This is a genomic window from Chryseobacterium aquifrigidense, from assembly GCF_006716485.1.
Taxonomy (GTDB): Bacteria; Bacteroidota; Bacteroidia; order Flavobacteriales; family Weeksellaceae; genus Chryseobacterium; species Chryseobacterium vietnamense.
Map to the genome: position 1 here is coordinate 1,030,998 of NZ_VFPD01000001.1, position 23,907 is coordinate 1,054,904.

Below are 23,907 nucleotides of genomic sequence, written 5' to 3' on the forward strand. Positions count from 1 at the left end.
TTTTTTTTGGTAATATATTGGTTATCTGATAATAAATAAAATTATTTAATATAGCTAAACACGCTTTAAATATTCTATTTTTATTAAACTGACAAATATCATTGCATTGTTATTTTTATTCATTCTAAATAAATATAAATTTGTCACAAGAAATTGAACAAAGAAAATGAAAAAAATAACTACTCTTTCTGGTATTGTACTTGCATCGGTAATGAATGCGCAGTTACAATACTGTATGCCCACCTTTCAGTATGGTGCTGACAGTAATATGATCAGTAATGTTACTTTCGGAACGATTAATAATTCATCACCTGTTCAGTCTTCGAATGTACAGATTTATGAGAACTTTACCGCAATATCCACAGATCTGCAGTCAGGAAGTTCCTATTCTATATCTGTGCAAGGCCCATCCAGTACCTTTCCAAGTGATGTAGTAGTTTTTATAGACTTTAATCAGAATGGTAATTTCGACGACGCAGGAGAAAGCTTTTATATTGGAAGACTTGAAGCGGCCAATCCGGCCAATGCTTTTACAATCAATAGTACGATAATAGTCCCTGCGAATGCTGCCAGTGGGAGTACCAGAATGAGAGTTCTTAAGAATACCAATGTTCAGGCTTATTCAAATCCGTCAGCTGCTAATTCTATCAGTTCAGCTTGTGATGCCAGCTTGAGAGCAGGACAGACAGAAGATTATACAGTCAATATCATAGGGAATACCCCAAATTTCCCGGCTCCTTACTGTGGTACAGAAAATATTACAAGTTTGACCGTGAGTGAGATCAGTACGGTAGAATTTGCTGGAGTTGTTAGAAACAGTGCGCTTGACGGGAATTCTGATGTACTTGAAAACTTCACAGCAACAGTTTTCAATGTTAACCGTGGAAATAGTTATCCGATAACCGTAACAGGAGGTACGCATGGTCAGAATACGGTATCAGCCTATGCTTATATTGATTTTAACCATAATAATCAGTTTGATGCTGATGAGCAATTTAATCTGGGCTATCTGGATAACTCCAATCCTGTTCCTAGCCAGCAGTCCGGGATTACAACAGGCAATATCACCATTCCGGCAGGAGCACAGTTGGGAGAAACCCGTTTCAGACTGGTAAAAGCCTATGAATCCAATTCATGGATGGGAGCTTTGAAGAATCTTCCGTGCCCTTCAGATTGGTTTATCGGTCAGGCAGAGGATTATACCTTAAATATTCAGCCTGAAAGTCTTTCAACCCTTGAAGTTTCTAAAGAGGCATCAAGCCTTGTTACCCTATATCCAAATCCTACAGCAAATTCTGTAACAATTAAGATGAAAGAAGGACTGGAGAAATATGAAATTTACAATATGTCCGGGCAAAAGATGCAGGAAGGAAACTCTAAGACGGTTTCTATGGACAGTTTTGTTCCGGGAACTTATCTGATTAAAATTCAGACGAAGAATCAAAAAACCGTTACAGAAAAGATTATTAAAAAATAGACACATCATATCTAAATCATATCCATATCAATTTTTGTTTTTTTATCGACAGGTTTTTTACCTGTCGGTTTTTTTATGATTTAATTGACTGATTGATAGTTTTATATATTGTGCTATGAGCCGGACTTCAGCAAATCCATAAGATCCTGTTTAGACAATCCCTGAAGTTTTTTTCCGTCAGCGGCAAGCAGATTCTGAGCCAGCTGTTTTTTCTTTTTCTGCAGCGTAAGAATTTTTTCCTCCACGGTATTGGAGCAGATCATCCTTACCGCAATTACATTTTTAGTCTGGCCTATACGGTAACTTCGGTCAATAGCCTGGTTTTCAGCTGCAGGATTCCACCATGGATCAACGAGATAAATATAATCTGCCTGAGTAAGATTGAGGCCGACACCTCCGGCCTTTAAGCTGATCAGAAATACCCGGATATCTTTATTTTTCTGGAAATTCGATACTTTATCCCCTCTGTCTTTCGTTTGGCCCGTTAAATATTCAAACCGGATGTTATGGCGCTCCAGTTCTGTCTTTATGAGATCCAGCATGCCCACAAACTGTGAGAAAACAAGAATTTTATGATCTTTGGACTTTCCAAGGATCTGTTCCATCAGAATTTCGATTTTAACGGCATTTTCACCGGAATATCCCTCTTTCATCAGAACAGGGGAATTACAGATCTGTCTGAGTCTTGTAAGCCCCGTAAGAACGTGCATACTGTTCTTGTTCAGATCATCGTCATCATTGGCGGCAATAAACTCGCGAAGCTCTTTTTCATAAGCAGCATAAATCTTGCGCTGTTCCGTATTCATTTCACAGTAGATGACCGTTTCTGTTTTTTCCGGGAGCTCTTTGGCAACCTGCTTTTTCGTTCTTCTGAGGATAAACGGCTTTATCTTTTGCTGAAGTTCCACAGCACGTTTGCTATATTCAAATTTATCAATGGGAATTGCATAGATATCTTTAAAATATTGTTTGCTTCCCAATAATCCCGGACAGGCAAATGAAAGCTGGCTGTAAAGGTCAAAAGTGCTGTTTTCGACAGGTGTTCCGGTCAGCACAATCCTGTTTCTCGATTGAAGAAGTCTTGCTGCTTTATATCTTTCAGAATTTGGATTTTTTATCACTTGTGATTCATCCAGAAACACATAATTAAAATTAAAATTTTTCAAAAACTGAATGTCCGAAAGAAGCATTCCGTAAGTGGTAAGGATTACTTCATAATCAGACATATGAGCCGTTGTTTTCGGCCGGTCTGAACCATAATGAAGCAATACTTTTATGGAAGGTGCAAACCTGCTGAGCTCTTCCTGCCAGTTGAAAAGCAGGGAAGTAGGAACTACAATCAGGTTGGTGGTATGACCCCGTTTTTCCCTTTGAGAAAGGATGAAAGCAATGATCTGAATGGTTTTTCCCAATCCCATATCATCTGCAAGGCAGCCTCCGAAGTTGAAATTGTCAAGAAAATTAAGCCAGTTCAGGCCGTCATGCTGATAATCCCTCAGTTCAGCATTCAGTTCAGCGGGAACAGCCGTTTCCGGAATGTTTTTTACTTTTGAAAACTTTGTGGAATAGGAGGCAAGTTCTTCCTGAATCTCCCGGCTCAGCACTTCTTTTTCAAACAGTGAGGTTACCTCCGAAAAGTTGATTTTCGGAATCTTTAAAAGCTCTTCATCAATTTCTCCTGCCTGGAAGTAAGCGGATATTTTTTCCATCCATTCCTCAGGGAGAATTCCCATGCTGCCATCGTCTAACTGGACGAATTTACTCTTGTTCCGGATCGCTCTATGAAGTTGCTTCAATGAAGCTTCTTTGGGGCCAAAACCCACTTTTAATTTAGCATTAAACCAATCCAGTCCGCTAGTGATCTGAATATTGATTTTTGCCTTGTGAGGATTTAATTTATTGTTTTTTAATTCATTAAAGCCAAGTATGATGATTCCCTCATTTCTCCAGGTTTCAAATGCATCAAGAAACCAGTTTTTATCAAGGAATTTATCCCTGTGGAGATAAAAATACTGATAGCCGTCCATCTGTTCCTCAAAATCAGGATGCTGCTGCATCACTAAAGAAGTAAAGCGGGCTTCTGCCGGTTCGTTTCTTTCTATTTTAAACGGATTTCCATTCTGATCTGTATCGAAGAGCTGCTTCCTGGAATAGACAGGAACTTCTACATCACCGTATTTCATGACGGGTGTAATTCCTATATAGTTTTTCTGCTGACGGAGATAAATGACTTTTTCAATCTGATAGTTTTTATCTTCAAGCTGTACTTTGGTTGCGGGTTGTATATAGCTGTAATTAATGTGAATACGTTCCTCTAAATTAGAGAGGATATCCTTCATAAAAGCATCATATTTTGAAGAATGAACCAGTAAAATTTCATTATTAGCCTTAAAGAACCGGATGATTCTGAGCATATCCGGATCGTCTACAAAGCTGAAAATGTTTCGGTTATAGACGAAATACTCATTTCTGAGAACAATATTTTTAAAAGGAATGGAAATGTCATTAAACAGTAATTCTCCGGTGATTTCAAAAAACGGATCTTTCTTAAATACAGATAATTGAACCTCTGCATCTAAAGTGTTTATTTCAACCTGGAAAAGTGATTTTGCTGACACCGTTTCTGCAATTTCCCGGTCATGATAGTAGACTTCCAGTTCCAGAGGATTCTGTACAATGAGCTTTAAAGCTTCCAGTTCCGACGGATTATAATCTTCATTGTAATTATTCTGGAAAGAGGTAATGGCAGTATAAAATTTAATGTCTGCAGGCTTTTCCGCTTTCCATATCAGCTGCATGGCATCTACAGGATGCACAGGGTTTTTTATTTTTCCTGATTGCGTTATTTCTGCCTCCATCAGCGAAAACGTCATATGGTTGTAATAACGGTGCTTCCCGATAACCAATATCTGTTTTTTGCCTGTTTCCAGTATGGCCAGTTCATCCAGTTTAGAAGGAAGTTGAGGAAGAAGATTGCTTGTCAGCATTATATTGTCTACAGGAAGCATTTCCTTGATTCTGGGATGGATTTCAATTTTACCATCATTGTATTCCAGTTCAAAATACTGATCCAGATCCGGCTCATTTTCCAGGCCATATCCTTTTGCTATAGGAAGAAAAGTTTTTTTGCGGAGTACTTCATCAAAAAACAGCCGATAATTTTTATTCTCAATAATGCAGTGGATTATTTCTGTCTGATGAGAACAAAGCATATTCTTTTCATTGCCGCAGGTGCAGGAACAGAGCAGCGAGCTGTTTATTTTACTGATGGTAACTACCGGGAAATCCTGTAATGAGGATTGCTTAGTAAATATTCCTGTATTGTTTTCAATAGCAACGGGATAGATTTCACGGAAATCCCTGATTCCGATAAATGCACTGTCTGAAGTATGTTTCAGCAGGTCATACACGGAAAGTGTACTGATATTGATGTTGTCAAGAATATATTCTGCCATAAAAATAGATGGGGACAAACTTACAAAAAACAAATCTATTGAAGAATCCGTTTTGGCTACAGCTTACCCCATTTTGGCAACTCTGCGGTTTGTTTTAATGCAGAACTTTGTCCTGTAATTTTAAACCAAGAAAAATGAAAACAATTTTTATAACAGGTGCTTCTACAGGATTAGGAAAAGCAACTGCCCAATTATTTCAAAACAAAGGATGGAAAGTAATCGCTACGATGAGAAATCCTGAAGCAGCAGCTGATCTTGCGGCTTTGGAGAATGTAACCGTCCTTCCGCTGGATGTTACCAACCCGGAACAGATTAAGTCTGCTGTAAAGAAGGCACTGGAACTTGGAGACGTTGATGTGGTGTACAATAATGCAGGATATGGCTTAATAGGACCTTTGGAAGCGCTTTCTGATGATCAGATCGTAAAACAGCTGAACACGAATTTATTAGGGGTTATACGCGTTACACAGGCATTTATTCCTTATTTCAGAGAACAGAAAAAAGGGATGTTCATTTCTACAACGTCTATAGGAGGACTGGTAGCATTTCCATTGAGTTCTACTTATCACGCAACGAAGTGGGCGCTTGAAGGATGGAGTGAAAGCTTAGCTTTTGAGCTTAATACGTTGGGAATTGAGATTAAAACTGTGTCTCCTGGAGGAATCAAAACGGATTTTGTAAGCCGTTCTCTGGACTCAGCATCCAGCCCGGCGTATGAAGATATGACGAATTCTCTGTTTTCTAAAATGGAAGGGATGATGGAAGCTGCTTCTGCACCGGAACAGATTGCGGAGGTAGTGTACGAGGCTGCTACAGACGGCAAAAAACAGCTGAGATATGTGGCAGGTGAGGATGCTAAAGCCATCTACGCACAGCGTCTTGAATTAGGCGATGAAGCATTCAGAGAGCAGTTTGGAAAACAGTTTATATAATCAGGCTTTGAAAGACAGTATAAAGTAAATCGCATTTGTACTGTCTTTTCCACCAAATAATTTATAATTTTATATCATGGAAAAGAAAGATAATATTCCTTTGAAAATTTCATCCATATCAGAACTGCACGACATGTTACAGCTGCCCAAGCCGCTTCATCCTCTGGTAAGTCTTGTGGATAATACGAAAATGAGCATCAAAAAAGATATGCTGAAGAGAAGCTTTATCCTGAATTTTTATAAGATCTCGTATAAATATTCCACGGTCGGGAAAATGGGCTATGGGCAGGGATATTATGATTTCAATGAAGGAGGAATGATGTTTACGGCACCCGGACAGGTTCTTTCCACCGATGAAAATGCAGAATACTGCGGGTATACTTTGCTGGTGCATCCGGATTTTATCAGAAGTTATCCTTTAGCCAGGAATATCAAAAACTTCGGCTTCTTTTCTTATGATACGAATGAAGCGCTGCACTTGTCTGATCAGGAAAAAACAACGATAACCGGACTGCTTGATAACATTGGAAATGAGCTGAATACAGCCATTGATGAAGTGAGCCAGGACGTTATTGTTTCTTATATTGATGTTCTTCTCAATTACAGCAACCGTTTTTATAAAAGACAGTTTATCACAAGAAAGGCGGTTAATAATGATGTACTGGCTAAAATGGAGGTGGTGCTGGAAAAGTATTTCAATGAGCAGGAAACACTGAATAAAGGACTTCCAACGGTAGAATTTCTGGCTTCCACACTCAATCTGTCTCCCCATTATCTTAGCGATATGCTTCGTAACCTTACGGGATTGAATGCTCAACAGCATATTCACGAAAAACTGATTGAAAAAGCAAAAGAATATCTTACTACCACAGGTTTTTCAGTATCAGAAGTAGCGTATGCCCTGGGATTTGAACATCCACAGTCTTTCAATAAACTTTTTAAAAAGAAAACAGATAAGACGCCGCTGAGCTACAGGCAGTCTTTCAATTAATACAAGCACCCGGCATTTTAAGCCGGGTATTTTTTTGCTATTGGTCAAAATGTAGCATAAAAATGACAAAAATGAACTACATTTTAATAGCACAGCGTGTCTAAATTTGCAAAAAGAATTTTTATTCCCCTTTAATGATGAACGAGACCCAATCTTTTAATGCAAAAATGCCGACCGCCTGTTTTTTACTTTTCTTTGCCCATGGGCTTGTTTTTTCCTCCTGGGCGAGCCGGATTCCCATCATTAAAACGGCTCTTTCCATTAATGAAGCACAATTAGGAACACTCTTGCTTTTGATGCCGATAGGGCAGCTTTCAACAATGGTTCTGGCTGGAAAACTGATCAGTATCTACGGAAGCAGCGGGATCATTAAAAGATGTTTTTTACTCTATCCTTTTTTTCTTCTCTTGATTGGTTTATCACCTTCTTACTGGACCTTAGGTGCTGTTCTGTTCTTTTTCGGCGTGTCCGGGAACCTGTGCAATATTGCCATTAATACGCAGGCGATAGAAATAGAATCTATAACGAAAAGAACGCTTTTGTCTTCCTATCACGGAGCGTGGTGTTTTGCAGGACTTACAGGAGCGGTAATCGGATTGCTGATGATTAATCTTCATGTAGGAACTTTTTATCATTTTGTTTTTATTTTCATTCTTGTAGGAATACTTTGGTTCTACAGTAAAAGAAATCTTACCAATATCATCCATAAAGCAGAGCCTCAGACCCGTTCCATATTCAAAGCGGTGAATCCTACTTTAATTGGATTGGGGATTATAGGCTTCCTGAGTATGGCCATTGAAGGAGCGATGTTCGACTGGAGCGGGGTTTATTTTCAAACTATAGTTAAAGCGCCTGAAAACCTTGTGATACTGGGATATACAAGTTTTATCTTAATGATGACTTTAGGTCGTTTTATCGGGAATAAAATCATTGAGAAATATGGGAAAAAGATTGTTTTGCAATGTTGTGGACTATTGATGAGCAGCGGACTTTTTCTAAGCGTTTTCTTCCCGGAACTGTGGATCTGCATTATTGCCTTTATGATTATCGGCCTTGGAAGTTCCCTGAGTGTTCCGTCCGTGTACAGTACGGTAGGAAAGGTGAGTACGGTAGCGCCGAGTATTGCTTTGTCATTTGTTTCCAGTATTTCATTTTTGGGATTTCTAATGGGACCGCCACTTATCGGATATATTGCAGAAAGCTTTGATCTCAGATATTCCTATGGTCTTTTTGCCTGTTTTGGAATTTTACTGGCGATTATGGCAGGTCAGATGAAGGTTTTCAGAAAATAATACTACACTTTTTCAGAATATTTTGACATGTGTCTGGCAAATTTTGACATTTTCCGGTTCATTATTCCTTGTTAATCTTGCATTTTAAAATCTTTCTATCTTTATTAAAAAATTTCCTTTATGAAGCCAGTCTCAGGAATTGTAACCGAAGATGCCATTCATCATTCTTTTTCCATAAAAAGGCTGGAGGATGATATTCCTTATTCAGGAGACTTTGTAAGGCTTAATTATCATCATATTATAGTTATTGAAAATGGTAAGGGAGTCCTGAAGATAGACGAATTTTCTTTTGATATAAAGGATCAGGAAATTTTCTTATTGGCTAAAGGTCAGATCTGCAGGTTTGAGAACGATGCTTCTGTCTGTGGCTATCATATCTCTTTCGGCGACTGTTTCTGGGAAAGAGTGCCTTCCAGCGCCAGCAATTGCAAGGCTGTTCTGTTTAATAACGCTGCTGCAAACCAAAAGTTATTACCAGATGGGGATGAAACAGAAGAATTTTTAAGGTTGTTTACAAACTTACTGACGGAATACAATGCCGATTCTTATACCAACCAGATGGACGTTCTGGCTGCCTATTTAAAAATCATAATGATCAAGCTGGCTAATATAAAAATGGTAAAAGAAGAAACCTTTGATACTCAGGATTATATTATTTACCGTAAATTTTTGGAGCTTTTGAGCAGTCAGTACCGCAGTCTTCATGCCGTGAATGACTATTCTGAGAGGTTGAATATAACACCCAGAAGGTTAAGTGAATTGTGTAAACGCTGTGCTGATAAAAGTGCCAAAGAAATCATCAACGGACAAATCATTGCAGAAGCCAAAAGACTTCTTCAGTTCAGTTCTTATTCTGTAAAAGACATTGCCTGTCAGCTTAATTTTGCTACATCGGAACAGTTCAGTCATTTCTTTAAAAAAAATACGGAAATATCTCCGGTACACTACCGCAGCAAATTCATTCATATCGGAATATAATCCTCTCTGAAATTTTGACATCTCATCGGTATTTATTGATATTCCGGGGCTTCAATAATCAGGATATCTTTGGATAAAATTATAAGATATGTCAGTAAAACGTATGAAAGAAGTGGCTGGAATCACCATTCCGGACAGTAAAATTGCAACTGAAGCCACAGAACTTCTGCTGGAACACGGAACAGAATTTATTTACAATCACTCCCTGCGTGTTTTCCTCTTTTCATCATTAAATGCCAAGCGCGGAAATAAAACTCATGATTCGGAATTATTGTATGTGGCATCTGTATTTCATGATCTGGGACTTGTCTCTCATTACAGCAGCCCTGATCTAAGGTTTGAGGTAGATGGAGCCAATGCAGCCAGAGACTTTCTGAAAGGTCATGGTATTGCTCAGGATAAACTTCAGCTCGTTTGGGATACTATTGCGCTTCACACCACTATTGGAATTGCAGAACACAAAGAAAATGAAGTCGCTTTAATGTATTCCGGTGTAGGATTGGACGTAATGGGAGAAGGATATGAAAACCTGAGTACGGAACATCGTGAAGAAATTATTAAAGCTTTCCCGAGAAATGACTTTAAAAAGAAGATTATTCCGGCTTTTTTCAGTGGTTTTGAACATAAAACAGAAACTACTTTTGGGAATATAAAAGCAGATGTCTGTGCCTTCATGATTCCTAATTTTAAAAGGAAAAATTTCTGCGACTGTATTTTACATTCTCCGTGGTCTGAATAGGAAAAAGAATGGTATTGTTAAAACAACAGCCCTGATCATCAGCAAAATGATCAGGGCTTTTACAGACTGTTTACATCCAGTTTTCAATAAGATGAAGCCACAGCGCTTTTTCTTCATTTAATAGAAAAACAGCTGAAGACTGTCTCTTATTTGCAGTTTCTCCGGTCACCTGAGTCTCAGTATAAGTGGCAAGACCATGATGATCAGAATACTGTACTTCTATATTTTCAACTTCAATATTGCGTTCCGGAAATTTTCCAAATACGGAAGGAAGCCAGTGTTCAAGCATAGATAATGTAACCGTATCTCCGTTTCCGTTAATCATCTTGAAATCCGTTGAAAATCCCGATAATAATTCTTTATAAAGACTTTCCTGATCTTCTGTTTTCCCCTGAAACCATTTTTCAATATTCCTGTGAAATCCTTCAATTTCACCAATGATCTTTTCTGTATTGTTCATATTTTAAATGTATATATTTTTAAAATTAAATTGATTTTTCATCAATACTCTTTCTTAATCTGCTTCCTGCCCATAATCCGGCCACCTGAAAAGCACCAATCATTCCAACAGCTGCGGCAAATGCCTCTGTGAATCCCAGAATGGATATCAGATTAAAAAATAACGTACCAATAATAGCGCCTCCGGTGACGCTTCCTATCTGAATTCCTATGCTTACCAGCCCTGAAGCCTGTCCTGCTTTGTCCTTGGAAACCAAAGAAATAGCGGTTCGCATCATAACCGGCATAATAGTACCATGCCCAAATCCGGCTATAAACAGGGTAACATGAGTGATAAAAGAAGGTTTTTGCTGAAAATAAAAAGTTACTGCACCCGTTAAAAAACCCGTTATCAATAACCCCAATCCGCCGTAGATTATTTTTGAAGATTTCAAACGGATCCGTGAGGTAATCAACGGTGCCATGAAGAAAGCCAGTCCGTAAGGAACAATAGCTAATCCTGTCTGCATAGAGTCTTGATGAAGAAACTGCTGAAGATAATAAGGATAGCAAATGAATAATCCTGCAGTGAAATTGTAGAAGAAGATAATCATAAGGCTTAATGCAAATGGTTTTTGCTTCAGCAATGCCGGATCTATAAGGATCGGACGATTATTTTGAAGTTGTTTCGTCTCATATTGTAAAAATGAAATTAATAATAAAATTCCGGCAAAAAGAATTCCGAAAATCCACCGCGCCCAGCGGAACTTCTGCCCGAAAATAAGTGGGCAGATGAGTAGGAGTAATGCCATGATTAATAACAATGCTCCTATAAAATCTATTGCTGTTTGCTCTTTCTTATTACTGTTATCCATCGTAAAATGAATCCCCAGAATGCAGATAATTGTAATCGGTACATTCACAAGAAATACCATTTCCCAGGAAAAACGCCCCCAATGCATGCTTAATAGAATTCCACCAAACAACTGCCCGATCACTGAAGCAAGACCAAATACTGAACTGAAAAGACTTACAGCTTTTGGCTGTTCCTGACTGCTGAAAAGATCTTTTATGGACGCTAATACCTGAGGAGAGAGCAATGAAGCACCAATCCCCTGAAACATTCTGAAAACAATCAGCCATGTAACATCAGGAGAAAAAGCACAGGCAAGTGATGAAAACAGGAACGTATATAACCCCGAAATAAAAACTTTTTTACGCCCATAAATATCTCCCAGACGTCCACCACAAACCACGAGCGCCGCATAAGTAAGTCCGTAGATGGCGATAACCATCTGAAGTTGATGATCACTGGCGCTGAATGCATTTTTAATTGATGGCAGCGCCATGTTGACAATAAAATAATCCAGGGGAGAAAGAAAAGCTCCGGCAATCAGAAAATTAAGTGCCTGCCAGCGTTTCGGATGTGCATTCATATTTTTTTATGCAAAATTACCCGCTTTGTGTTCTGTTAAAATTGTACTTTTGGAGGAAAATATGGTTTATTATGAAAGGATTGCCTCTTGAAGAGCTTGATGTAAGAGAATTGGACTTGAAAGGAGAGATTGTATTTAAAACAAAAAACTCCCTCTCATTCGTTTATATTGCTAAAGGGAATGGTACACTTGTGTATGATGGCCGCAGTATTAATTTTTCTGAGGGTAAGCTTTTCATTATTCCTCAACAGGAAGAGTACCGTTTTGAGAGTGAAACTGCTCAGCTTATCAGTATTCAGTGTCCGGTGGAGTTTATTGATAAAATCCGTTTGGAAGCAGACCGTATTGAGAGCTGTGAGAATTTATATAAGCTGCAATACATCAGCCATAATTATCATGCAAGGGCAGGCTGTGTCTTCAGAAATACAAATGATGAACAATTTGCCAAAACCCTGATTCAGCAGATAGCGAATGAGTTTAAAAATAAAGCGGAAGATTATCTTATTATCCGCAATTGTATGTCGATCCTTCTCAACCTGATTGCCAGAAATATCATTCAAAGTGAAACTTCAGACCTGCAGGAAAACCGAAAGGCTTTCTCCATCATGAAAATTATTGCTTATATCCAACAGCATATCAAAGATCGCGAGAAAACAGGAATTCAGGTTATTGCTGATCATTTTGGGATTTCCGGGAATTATTTCGGGGAATATTTTAAACAGCAGACGGGAATTTCCTATCAGGATTATCTGCTGGATTACAGACTGAAACTGGTTGAAACCTATTTGAAATACAGCAGTGTACGTTTAAGTGAAATTGCTTATGAACTTCAGTTCAGTGATGAAAGCCATCTTTCCAAACTTTTTAAGAAATATAGGGGAATAACACCTGGTGAATACAGAAAGAATTTCAAATAATTCTGGCATTCAGAAAACGAATTATAAAACCTGAAGCTCTTTAAATACCTCAATAATAGCTTCTATAAGCCCTTTATCTATATTTTTCTCCGAAGCAGCATCCGGCAGAAGAGCTCTTAAGTCTCCGTGATCATCACGCTCAATAACAACCTCAGTTCCATTTACATCCACGTACAGTTTATATCCATAAGAGAATGTGGCAAGCTTTCCGTTGAAAAGCAGTTCTTTACCCTTATAGGTTACCGGTACTTCAAATTCTTCCATGCTTTAAATTTCAATTATAACTCGGCAAATGTCGGAAAATTTTAATTGATATCATCATGGAAACTGTAATGATAACGCCGGATAATGCAAATTATTAAAAATATTTATGGGCTAAAATCTGTATATTTATCCTTAGTTATGAAGTCATTCCAAAGCAGGAATGATCAATGAATTTGAATTAAGCTACTATGAAAAATACAATCACCATTTTCTGGTTCAGACGTGACCTGAGATTGGAAGACAATATCGGGCTTTACCATGCTCTTCAGTCTGACGCTGCGGTAATGCCTATTTTTATATTTGATACCGATATTCTTGGAAAACTCGAGGATAAAGAGGACCGCAGGGTAGATTATATCCACCAGGCTTTGACGGATATTAATATTTCACTGAAGAAATACCATTCAAAACTTAATACCTATTTGGGTAAACCTATGGAAATATTCAGAAAATTGTCCGAAGAGTATACTATTAAAGGTGTTTTCTGCAACAGAGATTATGAACCACAGGCGATTGAGAGAGATAAGGAAATCTATTATTTTTTTAAAGAAAAGAATATCCCTTTTAAAGCCAGTAAAGATCAGGTGATTTTTGATAAAGATCAGATTGTTAAAAAGGACGGTTCGCCATATACGGTGTATACTCCATTTGCAAAGAAGTGGCGGGAAGCCTTAACTCCTGAACATTATAAAACCATTGAATCAGACTTTAAAAATCTCTTTCCTCAGGAATATTCTGAGATTGTGACTCTAAAGCAAATAGGTTTCAAAAAAACAGATTTTGATTTTAAAAAGCCGGTTTTGGTTGCTTCCATTATAGACGATTACGATAAATACCGTGATTTTCCTGCATTACAGCATACCACACAGCTCGGAATTGCGTTACGCTTTGGAACCATCAGCATCAGGAAATGTGTGGATTTTGCACTGAAGCATAATGCTGTCTGGCTTTCGGAACTGATCTGGCGTGAATTTTTTATGCAGATTTTATATCATTTTCCACAGGTGGTTCATCAATCTTTCAAAAAACAGTATGACAATATCCACTGGCGGAATAATGAAAAAGAGTTTAAACACTGGTGTGATGGAACTACAGGATATCCGATCGTAGATGCCGGAATGAGGGAACTGAATGAGACAGGCTATATGCATAACCGGGTAAGAATGATTGTTGCGAGTTTCTTATGTAAACATTTGTTGATCGACTGGCGTTGGGGCGAGGCATATTTTGCCTTAAAACTGAATGATTATGATCTTTCTGCAAATAATGGAAACTGGCAGTGGGCCGCAGGTTCCGGCTGTGATGCAGCTCCTTATTTCAGGGTTTTTAATCCGACAGCTCAGGTTGAAAAATTTGATAAAGACTTATTGTATATCAAAAAATGGCTTCCGGAATGGAATACATCAGCATATCCGTCACCCATAGTGGAACACTCCTTTGCCCGTGAAAGAGCTTTATCCGAATATAAAAAAGCTTTGACATAAATAGCAGGCTAAGCAAAATGCCCGGTAACAAAATCGTCACCGGGCATCAACCAATTGATATTTAATATGAAAAGTTACTTACTGAAGTAACGGAATCATCAGATTGTTTTCAGATAGAGCTCCTGTAATTCCTGTGCGGTAAATGCTTTGGAAGGTAAGTTCTGTACAAGTTCTCCCTGTTTCATAATACCGATGTTAGTCGCAACACTTACCGCATTGAAGATGTCATGAGTTGCCATTAAAACAGTTCTGCCTTCTTTACCCAGCTGTCTTACAATTTCGGTAAATTCTGCTGTTGCTATAGGATCCAGTCCGCTGGTAGGCTCATCCAGGAGAAGTACTTTGGCATCTTTGGCCAGAGCGATCGCAATTCCTACTTTCTGGCGCATCCCTTTGGAATAACCTCCCAAAGCTTTTTGGTGTGCTGTTTCCTGCAGACCGGTACGCTTAAGTAAAGCAGACAGTTCATCTTTCTGATAATCAAATCCTGCAATTTTAGAGAAAAAATCAAGGTTTTCTATTCCCGTGAGATGGGGATACAAAAGAACCGTTTCAGGGATGTAAGCAAGATGCTTTTTAATTTTCTGAGGTTCCTTCTGAACCGAAATATCATTAATAAAAGCATCTCCGGAAGTCGCTTTAATGAGTCCGAGAAGAATATTGATCGTTGTACTTTTTCCTGCTCCGTTCTGTCCGAGCAGCGCAAAAATTTCTCCTTTCTTTACTTCCAGATTAAGGGAATGGAGTGCCGTAAAATCGTTATATTTTTTATGTAAGTTGACCGTTTTTAACATAGTTTTCTGTATTTGTATTGTGAAAGGATAATGAATAAAGCAATGAAGATGAAGTAAGGCAGAAACATTCTTACCCATTTAATAGATGAAGAAAATTTGAATACCTCTATGGTTTGCTGTGCCCAGTTGACAGATTCCGCATTCTTACCTGAGAAAATAAGAGGGTAGAAGAACAGCCTTTTTTTCTCATGAAATTTCCTGAGCGCTGAAGCATACTGCAAATGATTATTCATATCAGATTTTGCTAAGTGGCTTTCCGTCAGTTGGGTATGTAGATTTGGCAGGAAATACCCTAAATAAGTTGCTGCCTGGTTCCGTTTCTGCATTTTTTCAGTGTACTGTTCAGATGATTTTGCAGATTCCAGGTCTCCCATATGCTGCATGGCATAATACCAGGTCCAGGTGAAAGCATCATTTTCTTCCACGGTGAAATTTCTGTATTGGGGATAGGCTTTGTAGAATTTTTCCATAGTAGGCTGTTTAGCCTCATCCCATTTGTTATGATAGCCTTCTCTCTGTTCCATTACTGCTTTAAGAGATTCATGAACAGGATAAAGTTTCTGTATCAGAATATTACTGCTCATCGGGATAATGAAATTGATGCCAACCCATACAATCAGAAGAATTAATGCATTCTGAGCTGATGATTTACGGAAAGAAACAATCCACCTGCACAAAGTAAACCAAAGCAGAATATACAGCCAGCCACAGATCACAAAGGCAATATAGTAGGAGTCTAACGGTATTTTTATCCAGACTGATGCGATGATAATTAATACAACATAAACAATGGTTACAGCTAAAAGACGTATGAACATCTTATGATCCAGCAGCTTTTGTAAATTACCGCTTTGAACTGAAAGCAGTTTCCAGGTTCCCCTTTCTTCTTCTTCAGAAATCAGGTTATAACAGAATGCGACAATTACCAGTGGAAACAGGAAAACTATGACAAAACTAAAGTCGAAATTTCCAACTGCTGCACTAGCGGGATTATAAAAATCCCCATTATAGCGCTGTTCCTCCAGATTCCGGATGGTTACTCCCTGAATTGAAGGATTTAAATCTCGCATTCCGATATTTAAAGCTGCCAATCTTGGTGTTTCATTCACCAGGTTAAACTTAATATAATAAAGGACCAGTCCCAAATCATCCTTATGAAATTTTGTGTTTCTTTCAATACTTTCCTTCTGAAATGCTCCGCTTTTGGAGATGATATCTTCGTTCCTGTCCAGAAATTTTTTGCCTGTATAAATAGCCATAAGTCCGGCCATCAGTAAAAACAGGAGTGCAATGATGTACGACCTGTTACGGTAAAATTGGGTATATAAATAACGATTCATTTAGATGAGTTTTAATTTTCTTCCACTTATTTCGATGGCAATGATGCAGATAACCATCCATAAAACTAATGCAACAGCAGATATCGGCTGTTGTTGTAAACTTTTCAGAACAGGAGTATACTGATACTGAAAGTCCGGGAACTTTTCCCAGTTGTGTTTGTCAATGACAGCTGGCGGTCCGCCGTTTTCCGGTTTAATATTGCTGATATGCTCAATCTGTAAATCATTTAAATGCTGAGCCATTTTATAGCGATACTCTTCTGCCTGTTTCTGAAACTCGTTATAGGAGAAGAAATCTGTTCCTGTTGCTATCATGGAAAAATTTTTAATGGCAATGGCGGGATTAATGAATCCTGAAATATCAGTCAGATTTTGCTGGTTATGGTAAATGTTCTGCAATTCTTTCTGATGTCTGATATAGATTTGTGAGCTTATTTTTTCCCCTTCCTTCATGACGAATCCACCATAGTTGAAAGGGAGTTCATTGGTTGTTTTTACCTGATACTTTGCCAGTAAAGAATCTTTGATCTTTTTAAAATGAGGATCATCAGGATTATGACTGTCCCCAGATTTTAAAATATCCTTTTCCAGGGTCGTTTCAAAAGCAATACGGGAAGGGGCCGGATATAAATTCTGTGCTGCAAACTGAATTCCTTTAGGCAAAACGATTATAAAAAGAAGCCAGAAACCAATAAGGCTGATCAATGCTGATGAGGTTCTTTTACTATTTGCAGAAATGACAACGGTTAATGAGCAGATAAAAAAGTAATAGATCATATAAGCAGGTAACAGAAGTGATAAGCGTACTATAATATCCGTCGAATCTGTGGTCTCAGACAGGAATGCAGCGATGAAAACAACAGGAATTACCGGAATCAGGAAGCATAATGAAAACAGCCAGAGCCCCAAGATTTTCCCCCAGATAATATCCCTACCGGAAGTTCCCTGTACACTGATGATTTTTAAAGTGGCATTTTCACGCTCCTGTACAATTAATCCAAATCCTGAAAAAAGGATAATCAAAGGCACAATACTCTGCAGAATAAAGGCACTGCTAAAGGCGCCGAATCTTACCAAAGTACCCGAACTTCCGGCTTCCGAAAGATTAGCGGTATTCTGTTTATGTGCTTCCAGGAATATCACATTTCCAAGATAATCATCCAGTCCGTTATCAAAAATATTCAAAGGATGCCCGATTCTGAAAACCAGATAGCCATAGTGAGCCATACGATGCGGATGCTTATCAGGTCTGTGCTCCCAGCTTTCCCGTACATCCTTCCGGTATTCTTTTATTTTGGAAAAGGAGTCCGTGTATTTTGTATATCCTATGCCAATACTTAGCATACAGAATAAAAGTACAGCAATAGTGGTGAGGAGATTTTGTTTTCCTTTAAACAAATCCTGCCAGGTTTTTCTCACCATCAGTTGTAAGTTTGAAATAGCCATAATTTAAAATTTATAAGTAGCAGTTAGTAAAAAATTTCTCGGAGTTCCAGGAAACAGCCTTAAGTAGTTCTGAGCACCGATCCAGTAGACTTTGTTCGTGATATTATTCAGATTAAAAGAAAGCTGGATAGATTTTGCCGGAGTGTAATACAGTGCCGTATCGAATGTAGTATAAGCGGGAAGTTCAAAACTTCTTGTAAACCATGGAACTTTAGAGCTTTGATATAAAATTCCTGCACCGACTCCAAAGTCTTTTAGAAATTCAATAGTTGAAAAATTGTAGCGTGTCCAGATATTCACTGAATTTTTAGAAGTGTTTTCTTTCCTTTTTCCTACGAGATCACTGTTGGTATCATCCAGTATTTTAGCATCAATATAGCTGTAGCCTCCGTAGATATGCCATTGAGGAAGAATATGCCCTGAAAATTCAGCTTCAAATCCGCGGCTTCGGTCAGCTCCTCTTTGTACAAGTTCATCAGGTTCAGACGGGTTATTGGCATTGATGATCATATTTTTCTGGTTAATCTCATACACGGCAAGATTTATTGAAATCTTTCCCAAAAGCTGTGCTTTGATTCCCAGTTCTTTAAGAGCAGAAGTTAAAGGTTTGAATCTGGCTGCCGATCCCGTAAGACTGGAGGTATTAGGCATCAGCGTTACGGTGTTGGATTGTGGTTGGTAGCCTGTAAGATAAGTCCCATAAACATTGATATAATCCGTTAAGCTATAGGTAATCCCGAATCTGTAAAGAAGTTTGTTGTTGTTAAAAGACGTCTCATTCGTTTCTTTGAAATTGGTTATATCCTGAAACCATTCCTGACGAATTCCCGATAATATTGTAAACTTTTTCCAGGTAAAAAGATGCTGAATATACGCTGCATGAGTGGTAGTAAGGGCAGAAGGCAGAGCAGTGATCACATTAAGCGTATTAAAATCAGTGCCGTGATAATTGACCGCTCCCGGATTCAGGTCAAATGGTGTCACATTAGGCTTAGGGAGGATTGTTCCATTGTAATTGATAGTCTGATAATCTGAAGCTTTTGCAGGATTATAAGTGGAAACCACAGATCCGTTTTTTAAAAGAAAACCTCTTGCTGCATTTTGCTGTCCTCCTTTGCGTTTTTCCCAGATCTGACTGTCATAGCCTATCAAAGCCTGATGCTGAACTGAACCGGTTTTGAATTTAAAATTAAAATAAGCATTGATATTATCTGTTGCCCAGTTTTGATTCCTTTGTACAAACTGCATCATGGCAAGGCTGGAAATCGGTTTGTTATCCATATCCGGGACAAAAGAATTGGTAGTTCTGTGCTCCTGCAGGTTTTCTCTCCAGTATTGTTTCATATAAGAAGCATTAAAGCTGATAGACTGATTGAAATGATGGGCAACGCTTCCCATTAAAATTAATTCCCTGGTTTTAAAAAAATCATCAGGAGCTCCCAGATTCAAAGATCTTGGCGTACTGTACAAATCTGTTTTTCCAGCCACTGCCCCGAAAATCGGCTGTCCACGGTCTAAATTTCCATACAGATCATTGAAAATCATCTCTACATTCACGGATGTTTTTTCATTAGGAACAAAAGTGATAGAAGGAGAGATCAGAATACCACTGTTTTTAACATGATCCCTGAATGAATGAGCATTCTGATATGCTCCGTTAAAACGGTATAGTAAGGTTTTGCTCTTATTTAAAGGACCTGTGAGGTCCGTGGTGATACGGTGGGTATCAAAACTCCCCCCTGACAAACTGATTTCGTGACGGGGATTGGATAACGGTTTTTTCGTAACCATATTGATTGTTCCGCCGGGATCTACACTGGACATGGTAATACTGGCCGGACCTTTGAAAACTTCCACCCGTTCTATATTGGAAGTCATAGGTTGCAAAAAATAATATTGTCTTGTCCGCATTCCATTGATGATCTGGCCTTCTTCATTCTGGCTGATTCCACGGATGTTGTATTGATTATAATAGCTGGAAGGAGAAACTCCGTTCACATTTTTCATAACATCTCCAAGCTGGAAAGCCTGGCGGTCATTAATCAGTTCCTTGGTAACGGTATTGAGCGTTAAAGGGAGATCTTTATTTTTCATCGCAATCTTAGTAGCGGCGAAAGAGTAGCCGGAAGTATAATCTTTAGACTTTCTTCCGATAACCTCAACAGTTTGAACCACTGTAGATAAGGAATCTTCAGAATGGGACTGAGCATACAGAAATGAAGATGCGGTGAGGAAACTTAAACTAAAAAGTTTCGCAGAGTTTGGGGAAATACAATGAATTATTCCCGAATAATTAAAATTACTGGTAATCATGAACAGGGATATACGGGCAGTAAAAATGCCCATTAATAAAAGGATATCTTTAATTGTGTGAAAACACAGGTATCCACGGAATCACAGTACAGACTAGGAAATCTGTAAACGAAAAATCAGGGCAGCATTGATTAAGCTACCGCGGAAAATAAGGCTGGGGGAGCTCTGGAGCTGAAAAAATCGAGAAGACAACGATAAGAAACGGCTTTTGGCTGTGGCATTTCGTTATCCTTGGTAGTATCAATGGCAAAATCCAGATTTAAGGGTTCAGGGAGAAGAACATTAGCCATATGCATATGAAGGGCACACTGGCATTCGTCGTCCTGTGAAAAGGAAGGAATTTTCTCTTCTTTTGACCCCTTTTTATAGATTACTTTACTTTTGGTGTGTCTGGCATGATCAAGACATGTGGTTACCCCGCTGACATTTGAAACAAATATCAGAAGTAAAGAAAAAACAAAAAAGACTCTGAGAAATTTTTGCATAATAGAAAAGCAAATGTACAATTTAATTTGATAAAAATTGAATGATAAAGAAAAGTACGAGATATTTTCTTCTAAAAAGCAACAATAAATTCAGTTCTTACTATCATTTCCTGGATCGGAAAAATTTTCTTTTTGAGTTCGAAGCAATATAGATAGATTAATGATATGAGATAAAGTAAATATAAAAAACTACGGTATTTCGTATGTTTTTGCAGATAGGTTTGTATTGTAAATATTTACTAGTCAGTTTGTTTTGCTTTGGCGCCTGGTTATTGATTCTGAAGTATTGTAAAAATAAGTACATTATGAATACTAAAGAATTCAGAACTTTTGATATGCCCTGTAAAAAGGGATATGGCTATGTGCAATCTGTTAAAAGCGGTGACACGGTGTGGATTTCCGGACAATTAGGCCACGATATGGAAGGAAATCTCGCAGAAGGAATGGACAATCAATTCAGGCAGACTTATCAGAATATAGGAAAGTTGCTGATTGAGTTTGGACTCAATGCCGGCCACGTCACAGAAGAAGTTATCTATGTCACGGATATGCAGGAAGGATTTGAAAGCAGAAAAGTTTTTGGAAAGGAATTTTATGGTGAGTCCTGCATCGTTGCCAGTACCATAGTGGGAGTGACTGCGCTGGCACTTCCCGGACAAAAAGTGGAAATTAAAATTACAGCCAAAGTTTAAAGATTTTTATAATAAACCTGTTTATACTTTTTTAGCTGGCATATGATTGAAATCATATTCGGTGGTATCAACACTTAATTATATTTGGGCATTGAAAATTTCATATTTCTGACAAATTACAGTATGACCTCCCATTGATTCGGGAGGTTTTTTTGTGGGATAATTAAATAAATAATCTTTGCGCAGATCGGTAGCTATACTTACAAAGTACAGAATTTTTTTTATGACCATAATCATAACTCTATTAATAGAGATTTATTAATTTTGAAATGTTAATCAAATTTTTTTTTATAAGTTTTTTATCCTTGGAGAAATCCGGGGATTTTTCTTTTAAATTATAGCCTCACGTGGAATAAAAAATAGGCAGATCAAAACATTGTACTATTCAACAACACACCTCAGGGATCAAACAAAACGGAGAAATTTACAAACAAAATCTACACGACTGCAATTTTATACCTACAGAATTGCTTTGTTACTTCCTTAATGATCATTGTACATTTGCACATAATAAAAAGTACTGATGAAAATTCATCACCTCCTTTGAAAGCGGTTACATAATTTAACATTAATAAACGTCCATATATTAATAAAGAAATAACATATTTCATGTTATATTGATTTGATTTTATCCCCGGAGAGATCCGGGGATTTTTATGATAATACATTAAATTCTGATGTATAAAGGGCATTACTTTTCTCATTCATGTAGAATTTATTATTCTAAATAGGTTGATAAGAAGCACCATTAAAATCTACACCCACTATAATTTATATCTACAGAATTGCTTCGTGACTACAGTAATCATCATTGTAGATTTGCCCCATAATAAAAGGTACCTTATCAAAACGATCGTTCATTAATTTATATCTCAACTAAAATTATTACAGAATGAAAAAAACTTATTTTCTACTTCTTTTAGCATTTTCAGGGTTAAGCTTCGGGCAAACGAACCATACCTGTTCTACTGCCAGAGAGGTCTCCCAATTCCCCTATACGTTTGATCAGACAGATGGAATAACATCTCCAGCTGATGGCTTGAAAAATACTTGTCCGGATACAATGAATGATGGTCTTTGGTATTCCTTTAAAGGTGATGGGAGTTATATCAGTATTAAAGCTACTACTACATCTGATTGGGATCATCAGATAGGAGTATATACAGGAGATTGTACTGATCTTATATGTGGGGCAACAGTAGATGAAAAAGGGTACGGTATAGGAAATGCTGAAACACTTACCATTTCCACTTTACCGGGAACGACCTACTATGTAAATGTTGGTCAGAGTTCTGGTAGTGACCTTCCAGAGGGGAATTTCAAAATAGAAATAAGCAAGATCAACGTATCTCTTATACCCTCTAATGATAAGTGTTCAACAGCCAAACAAGTTCCTCAATTGCCATATGCATGGATTCAGATCGATGGTGTTGATGCTATCAATGATGGCTTGATAACGACTTGTTCAGATGGAATGAATGATGGTCTTTGGTATTCTTTTACAGGAGACGGAAAGAATACAACCATTAAAGCTATTACTCTTTCTGAGTGGGATCATCAAATAGGAGTATATACCGGAAATTGTAATGATCTTGTATGTGTAGAAACAGTAGATAATGAAATACAATCTGGTATAGGAAAAGTTGAAACACTTACCATTTCCACTGTACCGGGAACTAAATATTATATAAATGTTGGCCAGAATGAAGGTAATACTGATGCAAAAGAGGGAAATTTCATTATTGAGATCACTACAGAAGCTTCACTGGCTACTAATGAAATTTCTGGTTCAAAAGCTGGCAGCCTTATTAAATTATATCCCAATCCTTTCATAGATGCATTACATATTTCAGATAGTACCAAAGTAAGGTCAATTTCGATCCTTGATATTTCAGGGAAGCTGATCAAAACTATAGATAAACCCAATGCTGTTCTTTATTTAGAAGATCTGAAACAAGGAGGATATTTCATTACTTTGCACCAGAAAGATGGCTCTAAACAAACGCTGAAAGTGATTAAGAAATAATCAGCGTATAGTATCAATAGCCCTTATACAAAATGTATTAAATTGATGAACAAAGTTGAAAACTTTGTCTATTCATAAAAAGCAACTCATCTCATATTTGAGTTTTCATGGTTATTAGTTTTTTTATCCCCGGTTAGTCCGGGGGTTTTTCTTTTTATAACTTAGGGTAAAAATCAAATGGATGACCATACAATATTCAAGCGGCTGTAGACACAGATCCTGTGAATATACTAGATCCAAATTTTCTACTTTCACCTTATGATACTTTGTTAAAAAACGGTCAGATGAAGTCTGGAAAAGCAATTGACTCTGATGTAACAGTTTTGAGATGATAATTGTCTTCATTATATAGTTAAAATAATATAACCATCCTTACACAGGCTGCAAAGTATTGAGTTAAATAAAATG

The 23,907-nt window shown here is 37.7% G+C and carries 19 protein-coding genes; 10 read left to right on the forward strand and 9 right to left on the reverse strand.

What is annotated here, in order from left to right; genetic code table 11:
* The first annotated feature begins 166 nt into the window (after positions 1 to 166).
* On the forward strand, positions 167 to 1,477 hold the full coding sequence (locus FB551_RS04575; protein ID WP_142015482.1) for a T9SS type A sorting domain-containing protein: 1,311 nt from the start codon (positions 167 to 169) through the stop codon (positions 1,475 to 1,477).
* Between the two features lie 113 nt (positions 1,478 to 1,590).
* On the opposite strand, the gene FB551_RS04580 is transcribed toward FB551_RS04575, so the two are convergent.
* Entirely contained in the window at positions 1,591 to 4,932 is a 3,342-nt protein-coding gene (locus FB551_RS04580) for a DEAD/DEAH box helicase (RefSeq protein ID WP_142015483.1), read from the reverse strand.
* Positions 4,933 to 5,066: 134 nt separating this feature from the next.
* On the opposite strand from FB551_RS04580, the gene FB551_RS04585 reads away from it, so the two are divergent.
* The 5 genes from FB551_RS04585 to FB551_RS04605 all read left to right on the forward strand — a co-directional run bounded on the left by FB551_RS04585 (position 5,067) and on the right by FB551_RS04605 (position 9,864).
* Positions 5,067 to 5,864, forward strand: coding sequence for an SDR family oxidoreductase (locus tag FB551_RS04585; protein WP_142015485.1), 798 nt, complete (start codon positions 5,067 to 5,069; stop codon positions 5,862 to 5,864).
* Positions 5,865 to 5,940: 76 nt separating this feature from the next.
* Positions 5,941 to 6,855: a helix-turn-helix domain-containing protein gene (locus FB551_RS04590; protein WP_142015487.1), complete on the forward strand. Its 915-nt coding sequence runs from the start codon at positions 5,941 to 5,943 to the stop codon at positions 6,853 to 6,855.
* Positions 6,856 to 6,992: 137 nt separating this feature from the next.
* The gene (locus FB551_RS04595; protein WP_142018066.1) at positions 6,993 to 8,147 is read left to right on the forward strand and encodes an MFS transporter; all 1,155 of its coding nucleotides are present in this window, start codon (positions 6,993 to 6,995) and stop codon (positions 8,145 to 8,147) included.
* A 120-nt stretch (positions 8,148 to 8,267) separates the two neighbouring features.
* Positions 8,268 to 9,125, forward strand: a complete 858-nt coding sequence (locus FB551_RS04600) for a helix-turn-helix domain-containing protein (protein ID WP_142015489.1) — start codon at positions 8,268 to 8,270, stop codon at positions 9,123 to 9,125.
* 88 nt (positions 9,126 to 9,213) lie between these two features.
* On the forward strand, positions 9,214 to 9,864 hold the full coding sequence (locus tag FB551_RS04605; RefSeq protein WP_142015491.1) for an HD domain-containing protein: 651 nt from the start codon (positions 9,214 to 9,216) through the stop codon (positions 9,862 to 9,864).
* A gap of 70 nt (positions 9,865 to 9,934) precedes the next feature.
* Here the strand turns inward: FB551_RS04605 and FB551_RS04610 are convergent, their stop codons facing one another.
* Both FB551_RS04610 and FB551_RS04615 read right to left on the reverse strand, forming a co-directional pair.
* Positions 9,935 to 10,324, reverse strand: coding sequence for a hypothetical protein (locus tag FB551_RS04610; RefSeq protein ID WP_142015493.1), 390 nt, complete (start codon positions 10,322 to 10,324; stop codon positions 9,935 to 9,937).
* 25 nt (positions 10,325 to 10,349) lie between these two features.
* Positions 10,350 to 11,738, reverse strand: coding sequence for an MFS transporter (locus FB551_RS04615; protein WP_142015495.1), 1,389 nt, complete (start codon positions 11,736 to 11,738; stop codon positions 10,350 to 10,352).
* 71 nt (positions 11,739 to 11,809) lie between these two features.
* Between FB551_RS04615 and FB551_RS04620 the strand changes: the two genes are divergently transcribed.
* Positions 11,810 to 12,655 carry an AraC family transcriptional regulator gene (locus FB551_RS04620; RefSeq protein ID WP_142015497.1) on the forward strand — a complete coding sequence of 282 codons (846 nt, stop codon included), beginning with the start codon at positions 11,810 to 11,812 and terminating at the stop codon, positions 12,653 to 12,655.
* 21 nt (positions 12,656 to 12,676) lie between these two features.
* Here FB551_RS04620 and FB551_RS04625 read toward each other — a convergent pair whose 3' ends face one another.
* Positions 12,677 to 12,919, reverse strand: coding sequence for a hypothetical protein (locus tag FB551_RS04625; RefSeq protein WP_142015499.1), 243 nt, complete (start codon positions 12,917 to 12,919; stop codon positions 12,677 to 12,679).
* Between the two features lie 188 nt (positions 12,920 to 13,107).
* Here FB551_RS04625 and FB551_RS04630 point away from each other — a divergent pair, with 188 nt between their 5' ends.
* Positions 13,108 to 14,403: a cryptochrome/photolyase family protein gene (locus FB551_RS04630; RefSeq protein ID WP_142015501.1), complete on the forward strand. Its 1,296-nt coding sequence runs from the start codon at positions 13,108 to 13,110 to the stop codon at positions 14,401 to 14,403.
* 98 nt (positions 14,404 to 14,501) lie between these two features.
* Here the strand turns inward: FB551_RS04630 and FB551_RS04635 are convergent, their stop codons facing one another.
* The 5 genes from FB551_RS04635 to FB551_RS04655 form a co-directional block, all read right to left on the reverse strand.
* On the reverse strand, positions 14,502 to 15,197 hold the full coding sequence (locus FB551_RS04635; RefSeq protein ID WP_047431160.1) for an ABC transporter ATP-binding protein: 696 nt from the start codon (positions 15,195 to 15,197) through the stop codon (positions 14,502 to 14,504).
* Positions 15,191 to 16,537, reverse strand: coding sequence for a DUF3526 domain-containing protein (locus FB551_RS04640; RefSeq protein ID WP_142015503.1), 1,347 nt, complete (start codon positions 16,535 to 16,537; stop codon positions 15,191 to 15,193). The genes FB551_RS04635 and FB551_RS04640 overlap by 7 nt, the downstream gene beginning before the upstream one ends.
* On the reverse strand, positions 16,538 to 17,983 hold the full coding sequence (locus FB551_RS04645) for an ABC transporter permease (RefSeq protein ID WP_142015505.1): 1,446 nt from the start codon (positions 17,981 to 17,983) through the stop codon (positions 16,538 to 16,540).
* Between the two features lie 3 nt (positions 17,984 to 17,986).
* Positions 17,987 to 20,296: a TonB-dependent siderophore receptor gene (locus FB551_RS04650; RefSeq protein ID WP_226798619.1), complete on the reverse strand. Its 2,310-nt coding sequence runs from the start codon at positions 20,294 to 20,296 to the stop codon at positions 17,987 to 17,989.
* Between the two features lie 131 nt (positions 20,297 to 20,427).
* Positions 20,428 to 20,781 (reverse strand): hypothetical protein, encoded by a 354-nt coding sequence (locus FB551_RS04655; RefSeq protein WP_142015509.1) that lies wholly within the window; start codon positions 20,779 to 20,781, stop codon positions 20,428 to 20,430.
* A 305-nt stretch (positions 20,782 to 21,086) separates the two neighbouring features.
* Between FB551_RS04655 and FB551_RS04660 the strand changes: the two genes are divergently transcribed.
* Together FB551_RS04660 and FB551_RS04665 are read left to right on the forward strand one after the other, a co-directional pair.
* Positions 21,087 to 21,473, forward strand: coding sequence for a Rid family hydrolase (locus FB551_RS04660; RefSeq protein WP_167497820.1), 387 nt, complete (start codon positions 21,087 to 21,089; stop codon positions 21,471 to 21,473).
* Between the two features lie 892 nt (positions 21,474 to 22,365).
* Positions 22,366 to 23,499, forward strand: coding sequence for a T9SS type A sorting domain-containing protein (locus tag FB551_RS04665; RefSeq protein ID WP_142015514.1), 1,134 nt, complete (start codon positions 22,366 to 22,368; stop codon positions 23,497 to 23,499).
* Positions 23,500 to 23,907: the final 408 nt, after the last annotated feature.

Bases quoted from the DNA above. Each gene is read 5' to 3' on its own strand.
- FB551_RS04575 (WP_142015482.1), top strand. From the start codon at position 167: ATGAAAAAAATAACTACTCTTTCTGGTATTGTACTTGCATCGGTAATG.
- FB551_RS04580 (WP_142015483.1), bottom strand. From the start codon at position 4,932: ATGGCAGAATATATTCTTGACAACATCAATATCAGTACACTTTCCGTG.
- FB551_RS04585 (WP_142015485.1), top strand. From the start codon at position 5,067: ATGAAAACAATTTTTATAACAGGTGCTTCTACAGGATTAGGAAAAGCA.
- FB551_RS04590 (WP_142015487.1), top strand. From the start codon at position 5,941: ATGGAAAAGAAAGATAATATTCCTTTGAAAATTTCATCCATATCAGAA.
- FB551_RS04595 (WP_142018066.1), top strand. From the start codon at position 6,993: ATGAACGAGACCCAATCTTTTAATGCAAAAATGCCGACCGCCTGTTTT.
- FB551_RS04600 (WP_142015489.1), top strand. From the start codon at position 8,268: ATGAAGCCAGTCTCAGGAATTGTAACCGAAGATGCCATTCATCATTCT.
- FB551_RS04605 (WP_142015491.1), top strand. From the start codon at position 9,214: ATGTCAGTAAAACGTATGAAAGAAGTGGCTGGAATCACCATTCCGGAC.
- FB551_RS04610 (WP_142015493.1), bottom strand. From the start codon at position 10,324: ATGAACAATACAGAAAAGATCATTGGTGAAATTGAAGGATTTCACAGG.
- FB551_RS04615 (WP_142015495.1), bottom strand. From the start codon at position 11,738: ATGAATGCACATCCGAAACGCTGGCAGGCACTTAATTTTCTGATTGCC.
- FB551_RS04620 (WP_142015497.1), top strand. From the start codon at position 11,810: ATGAAAGGATTGCCTCTTGAAGAGCTTGATGTAAGAGAATTGGACTTG.
- FB551_RS04625 (WP_142015499.1), bottom strand. From the start codon at position 12,919: ATGGAAGAATTTGAAGTACCGGTAACCTATAAGGGTAAAGAACTGCTT.
- FB551_RS04630 (WP_142015501.1), top strand. From the start codon at position 13,108: ATGAAAAATACAATCACCATTTTCTGGTTCAGACGTGACCTGAGATTG.
- FB551_RS04635 (WP_047431160.1), bottom strand. From the start codon at position 15,197: ATGTTAAAAACGGTCAACTTACATAAAAAATATAACGATTTTACGGCA.
- FB551_RS04640 (WP_142015503.1), bottom strand. From the start codon at position 16,537: ATGAATCGTTATTTATATACCCAATTTTACCGTAACAGGTCGTACATC.
- FB551_RS04645 (WP_142015505.1), bottom strand. From the start codon at position 17,983: ATGGCTATTTCAAACTTACAACTGATGGTGAGAAAAACCTGGCAGGAT.
- FB551_RS04650 (WP_226798619.1), bottom strand. From the start codon at position 20,296: ATGATTACCAGTAATTTTAATTATTCGGGAATAATTCATTGTATTTCC.
- FB551_RS04655 (WP_142015509.1), bottom strand. From the start codon at position 20,781: ATGCAAAAATTTCTCAGAGTCTTTTTTGTTTTTTCTTTACTTCTGATA.
- FB551_RS04660 (WP_167497820.1), top strand. From the start codon at position 21,087: ATGAATACTAAAGAATTCAGAACTTTTGATATGCCCTGTAAAAAGGGA.
- FB551_RS04665 (WP_142015514.1), top strand. From the start codon at position 22,366: ATGAAAAAAACTTATTTTCTACTTCTTTTAGCATTTTCAGGGTTAAGC.